At 43.3% G+C, this 12,373-nt stretch carries 12 protein-coding genes; 2 read left to right on the top strand and 10 right to left on the bottom strand.

Going from position 1 to position 12,373, the window contains the following annotated elements; translation table 11 throughout:
- Nucleotides 1-4 precede the first annotated feature (4 nt).
- Nucleotides 5-1,186 (top strand): THUMP-like domain-containing protein, encoded by a 1,182-nt coding sequence (locus ACO1NU_RS14580; RefSeq protein ID WP_448819222.1) that lies wholly within the window; start codon nucleotides 5-7, stop codon nucleotides 1,184-1,186.
- 108 nt (nucleotides 1,187-1,294) lie between these two features.
- Here the strand turns inward: ACO1NU_RS14580 and ACO1NU_RS14575 are convergent, their stop codons facing one another.
- From ACO1NU_RS14575 to ACO1NU_RS14535, 9 genes are all read right to left on the bottom strand, one after another.
- The gene (locus ACO1NU_RS14575; RefSeq protein ID WP_448819221.1) at nucleotides 1,295-1,492 is read right to left on the bottom strand and encodes a cold-shock protein; all 198 of its coding nucleotides are present in this window, start codon (nucleotides 1,490-1,492) and stop codon (nucleotides 1,295-1,297) included.
- A gap of 143 nt (nucleotides 1,493-1,635) precedes the next feature.
- Complete coding sequence (locus ACO1NU_RS14570; protein ID WP_448819220.1) at nucleotides 1,636-2,274, bottom strand: peroxiredoxin; 639 nt, start codon at nucleotides 2,272-2,274, stop codon at nucleotides 1,636-1,638.
- A 110-nt stretch (nucleotides 2,275-2,384) separates the two neighbouring features.
- A complete protein-coding gene (locus tag ACO1NU_RS14565; protein ID WP_448819219.1) occupies nucleotides 2,385-3,305 on the bottom strand; it encodes a DUF72 domain-containing protein in 921 nt (306 codons plus the stop codon).
- Nucleotides 3,306-3,370: 65 nt separating this feature from the next.
- Nucleotides 3,371-3,715, bottom strand: coding sequence for a 50S ribosomal protein L20 (gene rplT, locus ACO1NU_RS14560; protein WP_448819218.1), 345 nt, complete (start codon nucleotides 3,713-3,715; stop codon nucleotides 3,371-3,373).
- 71 nt (nucleotides 3,716-3,786) lie between these two features.
- Entirely contained in the window at nucleotides 3,787-3,987 is a 201-nt protein-coding gene (rpmI, locus tag ACO1NU_RS14555) for a 50S ribosomal protein L35 (RefSeq protein ID WP_106292689.1), read from the bottom strand.
- 23 nt (nucleotides 3,988-4,010) lie between these two features.
- Entirely contained in the window at nucleotides 4,011-4,586 is a 576-nt protein-coding gene (gene infC / locus ACO1NU_RS14550; RefSeq protein ID WP_448819217.1) for a translation initiation factor IF-3, read from the bottom strand.
- A gap of 14 nt (nucleotides 4,587-4,600) precedes the next feature.
- The gene (gene thrS / locus ACO1NU_RS14545) at nucleotides 4,601-6,526 is read right to left on the bottom strand and encodes a threonine--tRNA ligase (protein ID WP_448819216.1); all 1,926 of its coding nucleotides are present in this window, start codon (nucleotides 6,524-6,526) and stop codon (nucleotides 4,601-4,603) included.
- Between the two features lie 108 nt (nucleotides 6,527-6,634).
- On the bottom strand, nucleotides 6,635-7,363 hold the full coding sequence (locus ACO1NU_RS14540) for a (Fe-S)-binding protein (protein ID WP_448819215.1): 729 nt from the start codon (nucleotides 7,361-7,363) through the stop codon (nucleotides 6,635-6,637).
- A gap of 42 nt (nucleotides 7,364-7,405) precedes the next feature.
- Nucleotides 7,406-8,719, bottom strand: a complete 1,314-nt coding sequence (locus ACO1NU_RS14535) for an MFS transporter (RefSeq protein ID WP_448819214.1) — start codon at nucleotides 8,717-8,719, stop codon at nucleotides 7,406-7,408.
- A gap of 245 nt (nucleotides 8,720-8,964) precedes the next feature.
- On the opposite strand from ACO1NU_RS14535, the gene ACO1NU_RS14530 reads away from it, so the two are divergent.
- Entirely contained in the window at nucleotides 8,965-9,573 is a 609-nt protein-coding gene (locus tag ACO1NU_RS14530; protein WP_448819213.1) for an arylesterase, read from the top strand.
- Here ACO1NU_RS14530 and ACO1NU_RS14525 read toward each other — a convergent pair.
- Nucleotides 9,570-12,332: a PAS domain S-box protein gene (locus tag ACO1NU_RS14525; protein ID WP_448819212.1), complete on the bottom strand. Its 2,763-nt coding sequence runs from the start codon at nucleotides 12,330-12,332 to the stop codon at nucleotides 9,570-9,572. The two genes, ACO1NU_RS14530 and ACO1NU_RS14525, sit on opposite strands and share 4 nt — an antisense overlap.
- Between the last annotated feature and the right edge of the window lie 41 nt (nucleotides 12,333-12,373).

Here is a 12,373-nt window from a genome sequence, read left to right as displayed (position 1 = left end):
GAAGATGAATGATGCTTTACTGAAACCCGCCGTCCAGAAGTTTATAATGGACAACCTGCATGCTGATGTTCACAAGATGATGCTGGGGAAAAGTCCGTTCGAGGGAATCAGTTCAAAGGAGCTGGCTGAACAGATCGACAGCAAGAAACGGTCGGAAAAAAAGCTGCCAACCTGGTTTAGGCAGGAAGGCATTTACTTTCCGCCTAAGCTTTCTGTAGAGCAGACCTCATCTGAAATAACCGCCGCATACAAGGCCCGATTGATGACAGGAAAAAAAGCCATTGATATTACGGGTGGGTTTGGAGTGGACAGCTATTATTTCTCGAAGCAGGTGGAATCTATTACACATGTGGAAAGGAACCCTAGGCTCTCTCAGATCGCTCAACACAATCTCAGGCTACTGGGAGCCAGCAACGCCTCGTTTGTAATTGATGATGCCCTCGCGTTTCTTAGTGGATCTGAGGAGAGATTTGACACCTTATACGTCGATCCGTCAAGAAGAGTAGAAAATAAAAAAATATTCCTGCTGGAAGATACGGAACCCAATGTAGTAGAGAACCTGGAGCTATTTTTCCAGGTAGCCGACCGCCTGGTTATTAAAACATCACCGATGCTGGACATACAATCTGGTTTGATCGCTTTTAGAGGCTATACGGAAGAGCTGCATGTTGTGAGTGTGAAGAACGATTGTAAGGAACTCCTTTGGGTCTTGTCAGCGAAAAACACGGAAGAGGCGCAGATTGTATGTTCGATGCTAGGAAGTGCGCGGCCATTGGAGTTTCGCTTCAAGCTTTCGGAAGAACGCAGCGAAGTTGTGAGTGACTATGCCTTCCCTGCTGCCTATTTGTATGAACCCGATGTTGCAGTGTTGAAAGGCGGCGCGTTCAAGACGCTTGTATCCAGATTCAGTTTGAAAAAACTGGATGTTAACACTCATCTCTACACCTCCGAAAAACTGCAGGAAGAATTTCCTGGGAAGGTTTTTCAAATCGAATACAGCCAACCGTATAAATTATTTGCACGGGAAAAGAACCCGGGGAGCTTCAATGTACTGAGCAGGAATTTTCCATTGTCTCCGGATCAGCTGAAGAAGAAATATAAGCTTCGTGACGGCGGGGAAGACTTTCTGATTTTTACGATGGCGGTCAATGAATTGATTACCATTAAGGCGAAAAGAGTGTTGTAGATGAACCTCCTTTCTGAAACGATCGAAGCTCTCTTCGAGCTAGAGTCCGGGCATAAAAAAAGCCCCATGGCATGGGGCTTACTAATTAGTATAAGGGTACAATAAAAATTAAGCTTTCTTAACGTCTACTGCCTGCAGGCCTTTTTTACCTTCGGCAACATCGTACTCTACTGAATCATTTTCTCTCAGTGCGTTAACTCCGCCCTGAACGTCTTTGAAGTGAACGAACACCTCTTTTCCGTCATCTCCAACGATGAAACCATAACCCTTTTCGGCATTAAACCATTTTACTTTTCCAGTTTTCATAATAATAAGATTTGTTTAGGTACTGATAATGTGCAACAACTGAAAAAGAAATATTCATTTACTTATCAAGGCGTATGGCACAGAACTCTTAACCAAATTTAAAAATTTTGACTAAGATATACAATTCTATCAGGAGTCAAAATCTATTCGCTATCTGGCTGCGGCGTAAAGCGTAAATACGGCTTCACGATACGATGACCTTTAGGGAATTTGTCGGGGATATCCTCTGTCTTGATCGAATTGGCAACAACTACATCCTCACCTTGCTTCCAGTCGGCCGGAGTAGCAACACTGTGTTTGGCAGTAAGCTGCAGGGAGTCGATAACACGAAGAATCTCCTGGAAGTTTCTACCTGTGGACGCAGGATATGAGATAATCAGTTTCACTTTCTTATCAGGTGAAATGATGAATAAAGACCTCACAGTTAATGAGTCTGATGCGTTTGGATGAATCATCCCATAAGCATTTGAGATCTCTTTACTCTCATCAGCTATCAGCGGAAAGTTAACCTCGACGCCCTGTGTTTCATTTATATCTTCAATCCAGCCCTGGTGCTTTCCTACCGGATCTACGCTTAGGGCTATTACCTTTACGTCACGTTTCGCGAACTCACCGCTCAGGGAAGCGGTTTTCCCCAGCTCTGTTGTACAGACCGGCGTATAATCTGCAGGATGTGAGAATAGAACAACCCAGCTATCTCCTACGTAATCATAAAAGTTGATTTCGCCTTGTGAAGTTTGGGCAGTGAAGTTTGGTGCTATATCACCTATTCTTAAGCTCATAATATTTGTTTTAAGTTTGGTTTGTAAGTCTACTAAATTAATAGATTTTCCAATATAAAAAAAGAAACGTCTATGATTGACAGATGTTTTGACACTTTATCCACAGTGGACTAGAAACCAAGATCACCCTGGCGGCTAAGGAGACCGGGAGGGTCGATCTTAGTACCCAGTACTTCATTCCAGCGGCGAACAGTATAATCGGCCAGAATAGGTGTATCTTTTTCATCGTGCTGATGCAGGAAGAAATAGGCCGACTGCAGGCCCTGGTCTTTCCAGTCTTTGATTCTGGAGATCCATTCGTCCACCCTCCTGAAGTCACTTTCATGCAGACCGTTTCCAACGAAGCGAATGAATGCATGGGGTGCCGGCAGCTCCATGTGAAGACAATCGCGGCGGCCGCTTGCATCTGTTATGACTGCACCGATCTGGCTCTCCCGTAGAACCTCAAACAAGGCCCGTCTTGCTTCCTGATCACTAAACCAGGCCTGATGACGCACTTCGAGGAACAGATTAAAGTCGCGGGGTAAAGACTTGAGGTAGTCGGCGATGATTTCCAGATTCGCTGGTCCAAAGTTGTCGCTCAACTGAAGAAAGCAGGGACCCAGGTAAGGACCAAACTCCAGAATGCTTTCCAGGTATTGCGAAGTTGCGTCTTCAGCGTTCTTTAGTCTTTTGATATGACTGATCGTCTGGCTGATCTTCGGACAGAACTTAAAATCAGCCTTTTGTGCTTCGGCCTTCTGTCTCCAGGTAATAATCTGCTGCTTATCAGGCATCTTATAAAATATAGCATTTAACTCAATAGAATTGAAATGCTTCACATATTCATCAAGAAAGACCGCGTCTTTTGTCTTGGGGGGATAGATTAATCCTTTCCACTCTTTACGGCCCCATTTAGCACAACCAATATAAGATGTTAATTGGCTTACAGGGCTTTGCAGACGAAGTACATCTTGTGTTAGAAGGCCGTCTGCGGGGAGTGTAAAATCTACATTAGGGAGGTCGTGTTCGGGTATTTTGCCAAAATCCATATGACGTAAAACAAGAAAAGGGAGCCATTGTGTGACTCCCTTTTCATTTGTAATAAAAACAATTTTTATTTCACTGCATCAATGATTGCCTTGAATGCAGCTGGTTCGTTCATTGCAAGGTCAGCTAATACTTTACGGTTTAAACCGATTTCTTTTGCTGCCAATTTACCAATCAACTGAGAATAAGAAATTCCGTGTTGACGTGCACCAGCATTGATACGTTGAATCCATAGAGCTCTGAATTCTCTTTTCTTGGTCTTACGGTCGCGGTATGCATACTGTAAACCTTTTTCAACTGTGTTTTTAGCAACGGTATAGACCTTGCTGCGTGATCCGTAATAGCCTTTGGCTAAATTTAAGATCTTTTTTCTTCTTCTTCTTGACGCTACTGCGTTAACCGAACGTGGCATGTTTGTTTGTTTTTTGACAGCGGTGTTGCTTATGCAATCTTAGGTACCGGGTGTCTGGTTACTTAATTAAATTACTTTCCGATGCAAAGCATTCTCTTCACGTTTCCTAAGTCAGCTTCAGAAACTAAGCTTGTCTGACTTAAGTTACGCTTACGTTTAGTAGACATCTTGGTTAAGATGTGGCTCATAAACGCATTCTTCCTTGCAATTTTACCTGTTCCAGTAAGCTTGAAGCGCTTTTTAGCACTGGAATTGGTTTTCATTTTTGGCATAACTCTATTTATTAATTGTTTTATTATTTTTTTGCTTTAGGGCCAACGATTAAGAACATTCGTTTTCCTTCCAACTTAGGCAACTGCTCTACCTTACCAACTTCTTCAAGTGCCTGAGCAAAACGCAGCAACAAGATTTCACCCTGCTCCTTGTAAACGATCGCTCTACCTTTGAAGTGAACGTAGGCACGAACCTTCTCTCCTGCTTCCAGGAATCCGATAGCATGCTTCAGTTTAAACTGAAAGTCGTGCTCATTGGTGTTTGGTCCAAAACGAATTTCTTTGATTACCGTTTGCTTCGCATTCGCTTTTATCTCTTTAAGCTTTTTCTTTTGCTCATAGATAAATTTGTTGTAGTCTATAACTCTACAAACGGGAGGGTCAGCATTAGGAGATATTTCGACTAGATCCAGCTCCTGCTCTTCAGCAATGCGTCTGGCTTCTGCCAAAGACATGATACCCTGTTCAACATTATCACCAACAAGACGAACTTGTTGAGCTCTGATATACTCATTAATGTTGTGCTCAGCCTCTTTTTTCTTAAACGGAGGTCTCGGTCCGCGAGGACCCTTATTAAAACCTGGTCTTCCTAATGCCAAATGTTATTCTTTATTTAAACTGTTACTTCTGTTATTAATTGTTTTTCAAATGCTTCTGCCGTCATGCTTCCTAAATCGCCTTCCCCGTGTTTACGGACCGAAACTAATCCCTCGCTCATTTCCTTCTCGCCGATTATTAACATATACGGAATCTTTTTGATTTCCGCATCTCTGATTTTTCTTCCGATCTTCTCATCACGCAAGTCAATCAAGCCGCGAATATCGGAATTATTAAGAGATTCTAAAACTTTTTTTGCGTAATCTTCATATTTTTCCGATATCGGGAGCACGATAAACTGGTCTGGTGTTAGCCAAAGCGGGAAGTTACCTGCGCAATGCTCAATTAACACGGCAACGAACCTTTCCAGTGAACCAAAAGGTGCCCGGTGAATCATAACCGGCCTATGTTTCTGATTATCGCTTCCTGTATACTCCAGTTCGAATCGTTCCGGAAGATTATAGTCCACCTGTATAGTTCCCAACTGCCATCTACGACCAAGAGCATCTTTCACCATGAAGTCGAGTTTCGGACCGTAGAAAGCTGCCTCTCCAAGCTCCACTACTGTAGGAAGACCTTTCTCTGCCGCCGCTTCGATGATTGCAGCTTCAGCAAGGGCCCAGTTTTCGTCTGTTCCGATGTATTTGGTCTTATTTTCCGGATCACGAAGAGAAACCTGAGCTGTATAGTCATTGAATCCCAGCGCGTTGAAAACATAGAGAACCAGGTCAATTACCTTTTTAAATTCTTCTTTTACCTGATCAGGGCGGCAGAACAAATGTGCGTCATCCTGCGTAAAGCCTCTCACCCGGGTAAGTCCGTGAAGTTCGCCACTCTGCTCATAACGATACACTGTACCGAACTCAGCAAACCGAACCGGAAGATCCTTGTAAGAGCGAGGTTTAAACTTGTAGAGTTCGCAGTGATGCGGACAGTTCATGGGTTTCAGGAAAAACTCCTCTCCTTCCTGTGGAGTCTTAATCGGCTGAAACGAATCGGCGCCATACTTTTCGTAGTGACCAGAAGTCACGTACAGGTTTTTATGACCTATATGCGGTGTGATTACTTGCTCGTAGCCGGATTTCACCTGAGCTCGTTGCAGAAATTGAACAAGTTTTTCGCGCAATGCAGTGCCTTTCGGCAACCACATCGGTAATCCCATACCTACTTTCTCGGAAAAGGTAAAAAGTTCAAGCTCTTTGCCCAGTTTCCTGTGATCCCGCTTTTTCGCTTCCTCTATCATCTTCAGATAGTCGGCAAGCTCACTTTGCTTCGGATAAGTAACTCCGTAAATCCGGGTAAGCTGTTTCCTGTTCTCATCTCCACGCCAATAAGCGCCAGCAACATTCATCAGCTTGACAGCCTTGATGAAGCCCGTATTCGGAATGTGCGGGCCACGGCAAAGGTCAGTAAAATCGCCTTGCGTGTATAATGTGATTGAACCGTCAGGAAGGTCCTTTATGAGGTCGAGTTTATACTCATCTCCCTTGTCGGTGAAAAAAGAAACCGCGTCTGCTTTACTGATGGGCTTACGCTCGAATACTGACTTCTTTTTTGCCAGCTCCAGCATCTTGTTTTCGATTTCCTTGAAGTTATCAGAAGAAAACTCCCTGTCTCCAAAGTCGACATCGTAATAAAAGCCGGTTTCAATAGCGGGACCGATACCAAATTTGGTACCCGGATAGAGTGCTTCGAGTGCTTCAGCCATCAAGTGAGCTGAAGAGTGCCAGAAAGTTGATTTGCCTTCTTTGTCATTCCAGGTTATCAACCTGACATGAGAATCAGCTTCAATCGATCGGGACGAGTCCCAAACCTGACCATCAACTTCTGCAGCCAGGACATTCCGGGCTAATCCTTCTGAGATTGACAAAGCGATCTGATAGGGAGTTATTCCAGCTTCGTATTCACGAATGGAACCATCGGGGAGTGTAATTTTAATCATCTACAACTATGATTTTATGTTCTTGTATATAAAAATATTCAGATCACATACTGAGGTGATCTAATGCGATCTGCAAAAGTAAAATTTTAGAAGTAAAACACGGCGCTATTATACATTTCCCCAGCCGTGGGCAAGTACATCTGCCAGGTGCATAGACTTGATTGGAAGTTGATGCTTGTCAATATAGCCCTGCATATGCAAAAGGCAGGATGCATCTGTCGAAATAATGTACTCAGCTCCTACTGCCAGTGCATTATCGATTTTCTGTTGTGCCATGGCACTTGAAATGCCTTCAAACTTCACAGCGAATGTTCCTCCAAATCCGCAGCAGGTGTCATTATCTTTAAGATCAAGCAACTCAAGACCATGTACCTTAGATAGAAGCGCTCTGGGCTCGGCCTTGATCTTACACTCTCGGAGCCCGGCACATGAATCGTGATAAACAGCACGCCCGTCAAGCTCCGCGCCGAAGTAATCTTTTTGAAGAGTGTTGACCAGGAAGTCTGATAACTCGTGAATATTCCCCTGAATGGATCGACATTTATTATGTACAGCTGTATTGGTAAATAGGTCGCTGTAATAGTTTTTTACCATGCCTGTACAGGAGGCCGAAGGGGAAACAATATAGTGTTCTCCAGAAAAATCATTTAGAAACTTTCCGCCGACAGCTTTTGCTTCATCCCAAAAGCCGGCATTGAATGCAGGTTGCCCGCAACATGTTTGTTCAGGATTATAAGATACTTTACAGCCGGCTTTCTCTAGGATTTTCACTGTATTAAAGGCAGTGTCCGGGTATAGTTGATCCATGAAACATGGAATGAATAGTTCTACAGTCATAGTCAGTGCGTAAAGGTAATTTGTATTGAGGAAAAGCCAAATTTAATTTTCAGAGATAATGGTGTAATCCTGACTTTTTTTTGTCCTGGCAACAATGATGAGACCAATCAAGCCCGCAAAGAAGAACACACTTAAAGCCAGAGCCGAGTTCCGGATGTTTGATTGTTCTTCGATAAAAGCGAACGAGGCCAGGCCTAATACAATGGCAAGTTTCTCAGTCACATCGTAGAAGCTAAAGAAAGACGCAGTATCTCGCGTGTTCTCGGGCAGAAATTTGGAATATGTCGAGCGGGATAAGCTTTGGATTCCACCCATCACCAGGCCTACCACTACTGCCAGGAGATAGAACTGTTTAGCTGAGGATATATAGTACGCGGAAACACAGATGCAGATCCATATGCAAACAACAAGTATCAGCACCCCTATATTGCCCATACGACGACCAAGAGCAGACATCAGATATGCACCTGCTATAGCCACAATCTGGATGATCAAAATGATTATGATTAAATTATCTGTTCCAAGGTGTAGTTCCTTTTCTCCGAAACTGGCAGCCACCAGCATGATTGTTTGTACTCCTACCGAATAAAAGAAGAAAGCAATAAGAAATCGTTTTAACACTGCCATTCTGCGGATTTGTTTAAAAACGTAAACGAGTTCCTGGTAGCCATTCTTTCGTTGCCGGCCTTCGTTGATTCCGCTTCCCCCTTTGGGGAGCTTTGCAAATGGAATCTGAGAGAACAGAATCCACCATACTCCTACCAACAAAAAGGATAATCTTGCTGGAAATGAGGAGTCGGAGATTCCGAACCAGTCTGGCTTCAGGATAAAAACAAAGCAGATGATCTGTAACAGAACGCTTCCGATATACCCATAAGCAAAGCCCTGGGCGCTTACCCGATCCTGCTGATCGACACTTGCTATTTCAGGCAAATAAGAGTTACTGAACATAACACCTCCGATGTATCCCATGGCCGCTACTGCGGAGCATATTATACCAAGCTCCAGGCTTTCAAGCCTGAAAAAATAAAGTAACATACATGCGAAGCTCCCTATATATGTAAACAGCTTCATAAACGTTTTCTTGTTGCCATGAAAGTCCGCACTGGAGGAAAGAAAAGGAAGCAACAATGCCATGATAAGGTAAGCGACGGACAGTGAATAATTTGAAAGAGCTGTATTCACGAATTCCCATCCAAAGAATCTGACTTTATCACCGTGCTCCTCCGTGGTTGTGATAATGGTATAGTACGCCGGAAAAATTGTGGACGTTATAACCAGATTATAGGCTGAGTTTGACCAATCAAACATCGCCCATGCCCGTATGGTCTCTTTGTCGTTTTTTATCGTCTGCATCTAATGCCGAAAATAGATAATTTTAGGCTTAATTGAACAATGTGAGGCTTTATGCTTCTTTTCGTAGCACCGAGATAGCCGGTTGGCTGAAAGTACATCTTTCCCGGCCTGGTAATAGTATTTTTTTGGTCGTCTAAACTAACTTCACTGATTCGTGTTGATGTTTCATAAAAACCAAGCTTATGGTCAGACTACATATCTGCTTATTATTTATGCTGTCTGTTATTAGCTGCACCCATGATACTATGAAAGATAAACAGGCGAATACAGACAGTTTAGTCGACAATAAGAATGAACAGGTTAAAAACATATTATTTTTCGGGAACAGCCTGACTGCCGGTTATGGTTTGGAAGATCCCGGAAGTGAATCTTTTCCAGCCTTGATTCAGGTAAAACTTGATTCACTCGGGCTTGGATATAAGGCTGTAAATGCAGGTTTAAGCGGAGAGACCACTGCCGGAGGCAAGGGACGTATCGGATCGTTGCTGAAGAATAAGATGGACATATTTGTACTAGAACTTGGAGCAAACGACGGATTAAGAGGCGTGCCTGTATCTCAAACTGAAGAGAACCTTCAGTCAATTATAGATACTGTAAAGTTAAGGTATCCAGAAGCAAAGCTCGTGCTTCTAGGGATGCAAGTACCGCCCGATATGGGAGGTAAATACGCCAGAGACTTCAATGCTGTCTTTCCACGCATAGCCGCTAAAAACGACATGTTGCTAGTACCTTCCCTATTGAATAAGGTAGCCGGAATACCTCACTTGAATCTTAGAGACGGTGTACATCCTACGGCGAACGGGCAGAAAATATTAGCTGAGAATGTCTGGGATGAGCTGAAAACCATTCTTTAATCTTTTCGCTCTAGATAGTACCGGATCTTCTTAAATAGTTCCACAGGTACGAAGGGTTTCATGACCGTATCATTAATTCCTGATTGCGAAATCAAATCTTTCCGTATGGCAAGCTCGCTACCAGTGAGTGCTATAATTGGTAACTTCTGATATTTTCGATCTGGCAAAGCACGAATCAGGCGGGTTGCCTCATAGCCATCTAATACGGGCATGTGCAGGTCCATCAGCACCAGGTCATAATCTTTCCGTTTTACCATTTCAACAGCTTCTCTCCCATTATCGGCTGTATCTGACTTGATCCCCCACCGCATAACTGCTTTTTGGGCCACCATCCTGTTAATCGGGTTGTCATCTACAATAAGAATATAAGAAGGCAGTGTTGCCATAGGGACCATATTTTCGTCGTCGCCAACACTCACCTTGGAGCGTTCAAACTTCAGGGTAAAGTAAAAGCAGGACCCTCTGCCCTTCTCACTCTTCACATAAATATCCGATTGATGTAGTTGAAGCAGCTTCTTGGTAATGGCGAGCCCGAGACCCGTACCTCCATACTTTCGGGTTGTATCTGCACTTTCTTGTGTATAGGTTTCGAATATATAGTCCAACTTTTCCGGACTAATGCCTATGCCAGTGTCTGAAACCTCGAAGTTGACTGTGACAGAATCTGAATCCTGAGAAACCACTTTGAGCGAGGTCGAGATCTCACCCTCTTCAGTGAATTTAATAGCATTCCCCAAGAGATTCATTAGTATTTGGTATATACGGGTTTTATCTCCTATAACCATTTCCGGTATACTCTCATCGATGTCAACCTTCATCAGAACAAGACCTTTGTCAAGTTTAAATTGTAATGACTCAACTGTCGAATTAACAATCTTCCTCAGGTTTACAGGGCGCTGTTCAAGCTTCAAATTTCCTGTTTCAATCTTAGTGTAATCCAGCACATCGTTGATTAAGGTAAGGAGATTTTCAGTTGAGAATTTCAGCATGTTCAGATTCTCCAGCTGCCGGTCCAGCGGATCTTCTTCAAGCAAGATGCGGCTGATGCCTATTATCGCATTTAAGGGCGTGCGCATCTCATGGCTCATGACGGAAAGAAAAGCTTCTTTAGCCTTACCCAGTTTGATCGCTTCTTCCCTGGCAGCAATAATTTCCTGCTCGGCTTTTTTACGTGCAGTAATATCAACAACTATACATACCTGACGCTCTAATTCACCAGCATTATTGAGAAGTGGGGTATTAGACAGGTAAAGCCATACCCTATCCCCCGCCTTTGTATAGAAGAGATTTTCTATCTCATAAGCCTCTTTGTTTGCAAATGCGATCTTCGCCTTCCTGTAATCGTTTAAAGAAGTGTCTGGACCTATCAAAATATCTCCCAAATGCTTTCCCCTGAATTCTTCCAGACTATAGCCTGTAATATCCTCAAAGGCATCATTGAACCATACAACCTTATTGGCGTTGTCGCGCACAACGATTCCGACATTAGACTTGCTCAAGGCAAGGCTAAGCGTTTCATTGCGGCTCTCAGCTTCTTTATGTTGCGTGATGTCCGTTAGTATTTCGATCGTCTTTTCCGTCTCTCCTTCTGAATTCAGGAGGATCGTATTCATGACAGATAGCCACACGGGAGCTGAGTCTTTGCGCTGGGCATGCAACACCACTGAAAACGATTTTTTTTCAGCAGTTTGAGCTCTTGCATAGAGTAGAGTTTCATCCTGAGTAAAGTTTCTGAGAAGCAGATTTCCTATCCGCTTTCCTAAAACGTCTGCTGCAGAATATCCGGTAATAGCCTCGAAAGCCTTATTGACCCATATAGCTTTGTTCTCTGCGTCATTAATGATCACCCCGTTATTTACGTGACTGGCGACCAGAGAAAGCTGCTCTAATAACTTCTGATTTCTTTTTTGATGAGTTATGTCTCGTCCATTGATTAACCATCTTTTACCCCTGATTACTGTATTCCAAGCGAATACTTTAATCTCTCCGCTTTTTGTTATGATATCTATCTCTAACTTAAAGTGATCAATCCCCCTGGATTTCGCTTCTTCCAGGCCGGGAAGCACTCTAGAGCGTTCATCCGGAAGACAAAACTCCCAAATGAACCGACCTTTAAGTTCATCTGCCGTATAGCCTATAATATCAACAACTGAATTATTAACGAAATCGATCTGACCTGTGTCATTAAGAATGCAATGGATGTCGCCGGAATGATTAAACAACTCTTGATATTCCTGAGCAGCAGCAAGATGATGCTTTAACTCGCGGTTCCTTTTTGCAGACTCGATGTGAAGGATAATTTCCTTTGCTAGTAGGTGGAGTGTTTTACGCTGCAGATCGCTTAGCTGACCAGGACTCGTATCCATTACACATAGTGCACCGATCCTATATCCATCTTCAGAGATCAAGGGTGCGCCTGCATAAAAGCGCACGTTCGGGTAGCCGGTTACGAAAGGGTTAGTTGAAAACCTATCATCCGCAAGGGTGTCGTTTACCTCCAACACATGATCATTCTCGATTGTATAATTACAGAAGGAAAATTCCCGGGAGGTCTCTCGTAAAGATAAGCCTATTTTGGCTTTAAACCACTGCCGATGCGAGTCCAGAAGGGTGATAATAGCCATCGGCATCTGACAAAGTTCAGCCGCTAATTCCGTAATAGCATTGAAAGGTATTTCATCCTCAGTATCAAGTATTTGATAAGCCTCCAGTCCCTTGACCCGCCTAAATTCGTCCTCTTCAGAGTAAGACCCTTGCATATAAAATGATCTATAAATCTATACAACCATAAAACTACAAA

The sequence above is a fragment of the Arcticibacter sp. genome, assembly GCF_053551015.1.
The sequence above is the reverse complement of the archived record's forward strand: the minus strand, read 5'-3'. Positions and strand labels throughout refer to the sequence as shown.

Bases quoted from the DNA above. Each gene is read 5' to 3' on its own strand.
- ACO1NU_RS14580 (WP_448819222.1), top strand. From the start codon at position 5: ATGAATGATGCTTTACTGAAACCCGCCGTCCAGAAGTTTATAATGGAC.
- ACO1NU_RS14575 (WP_448819221.1), bottom strand. From the start codon at position 1,492: ATGAAAACTGGAAAAGTAAAATGGTTTAATGCCGAAAAGGGTTATGGT.
- ACO1NU_RS14570 (WP_448819220.1), bottom strand. From the start codon at position 2,274: ATGAGCTTAAGAATAGGTGATATAGCACCAAACTTCACTGCCCAAACT.
- ACO1NU_RS14565 (WP_448819219.1), bottom strand. From the start codon at position 3,305: ATGGATTTTGGCAAAATACCCGAACACGACCTCCCTAATGTAGATTTT.
- rplT (WP_448819218.1), bottom strand. From the start codon at position 3,715: ATGCCACGTTCGGTTAACGCAGTAGCGTCAAGAAGAAGAAGAAAAAAG.
- rpmI (WP_106292689.1), bottom strand. From the start codon at position 3,987: ATGCCAAAAATGAAAACCAATTCCAGTGCTAAAAAGCGCTTCAAGCTT.
- thrS (WP_448819216.1), bottom strand. From the start codon at position 6,526: ATGATTAAAATTACACTCCCCGATGGTTCCATTCGTGAATACGAAGCT.
- ACO1NU_RS14540 (WP_448819215.1), bottom strand. From the start codon at position 7,363: ATGACTGTAGAACTATTCATTCCATGTTTCATGGATCAACTATACCCG.
- ACO1NU_RS14535 (WP_448819214.1), bottom strand. From the start codon at position 8,719: ATGCAGACGATAAAAAACGACAAAGAGACCATACGGGCATGGGCGATG.
- ACO1NU_RS14530 (WP_448819213.1), top strand. From the start codon at position 8,965: ATGAAAGATAAACAGGCGAATACAGACAGTTTAGTCGACAATAAGAAT.
- ACO1NU_RS14525 (WP_448819212.1), bottom strand. From the start codon at position 12,332: ATGCAAGGGTCTTACTCTGAAGAGGACGAATTTAGGCGGGTCAAGGGA.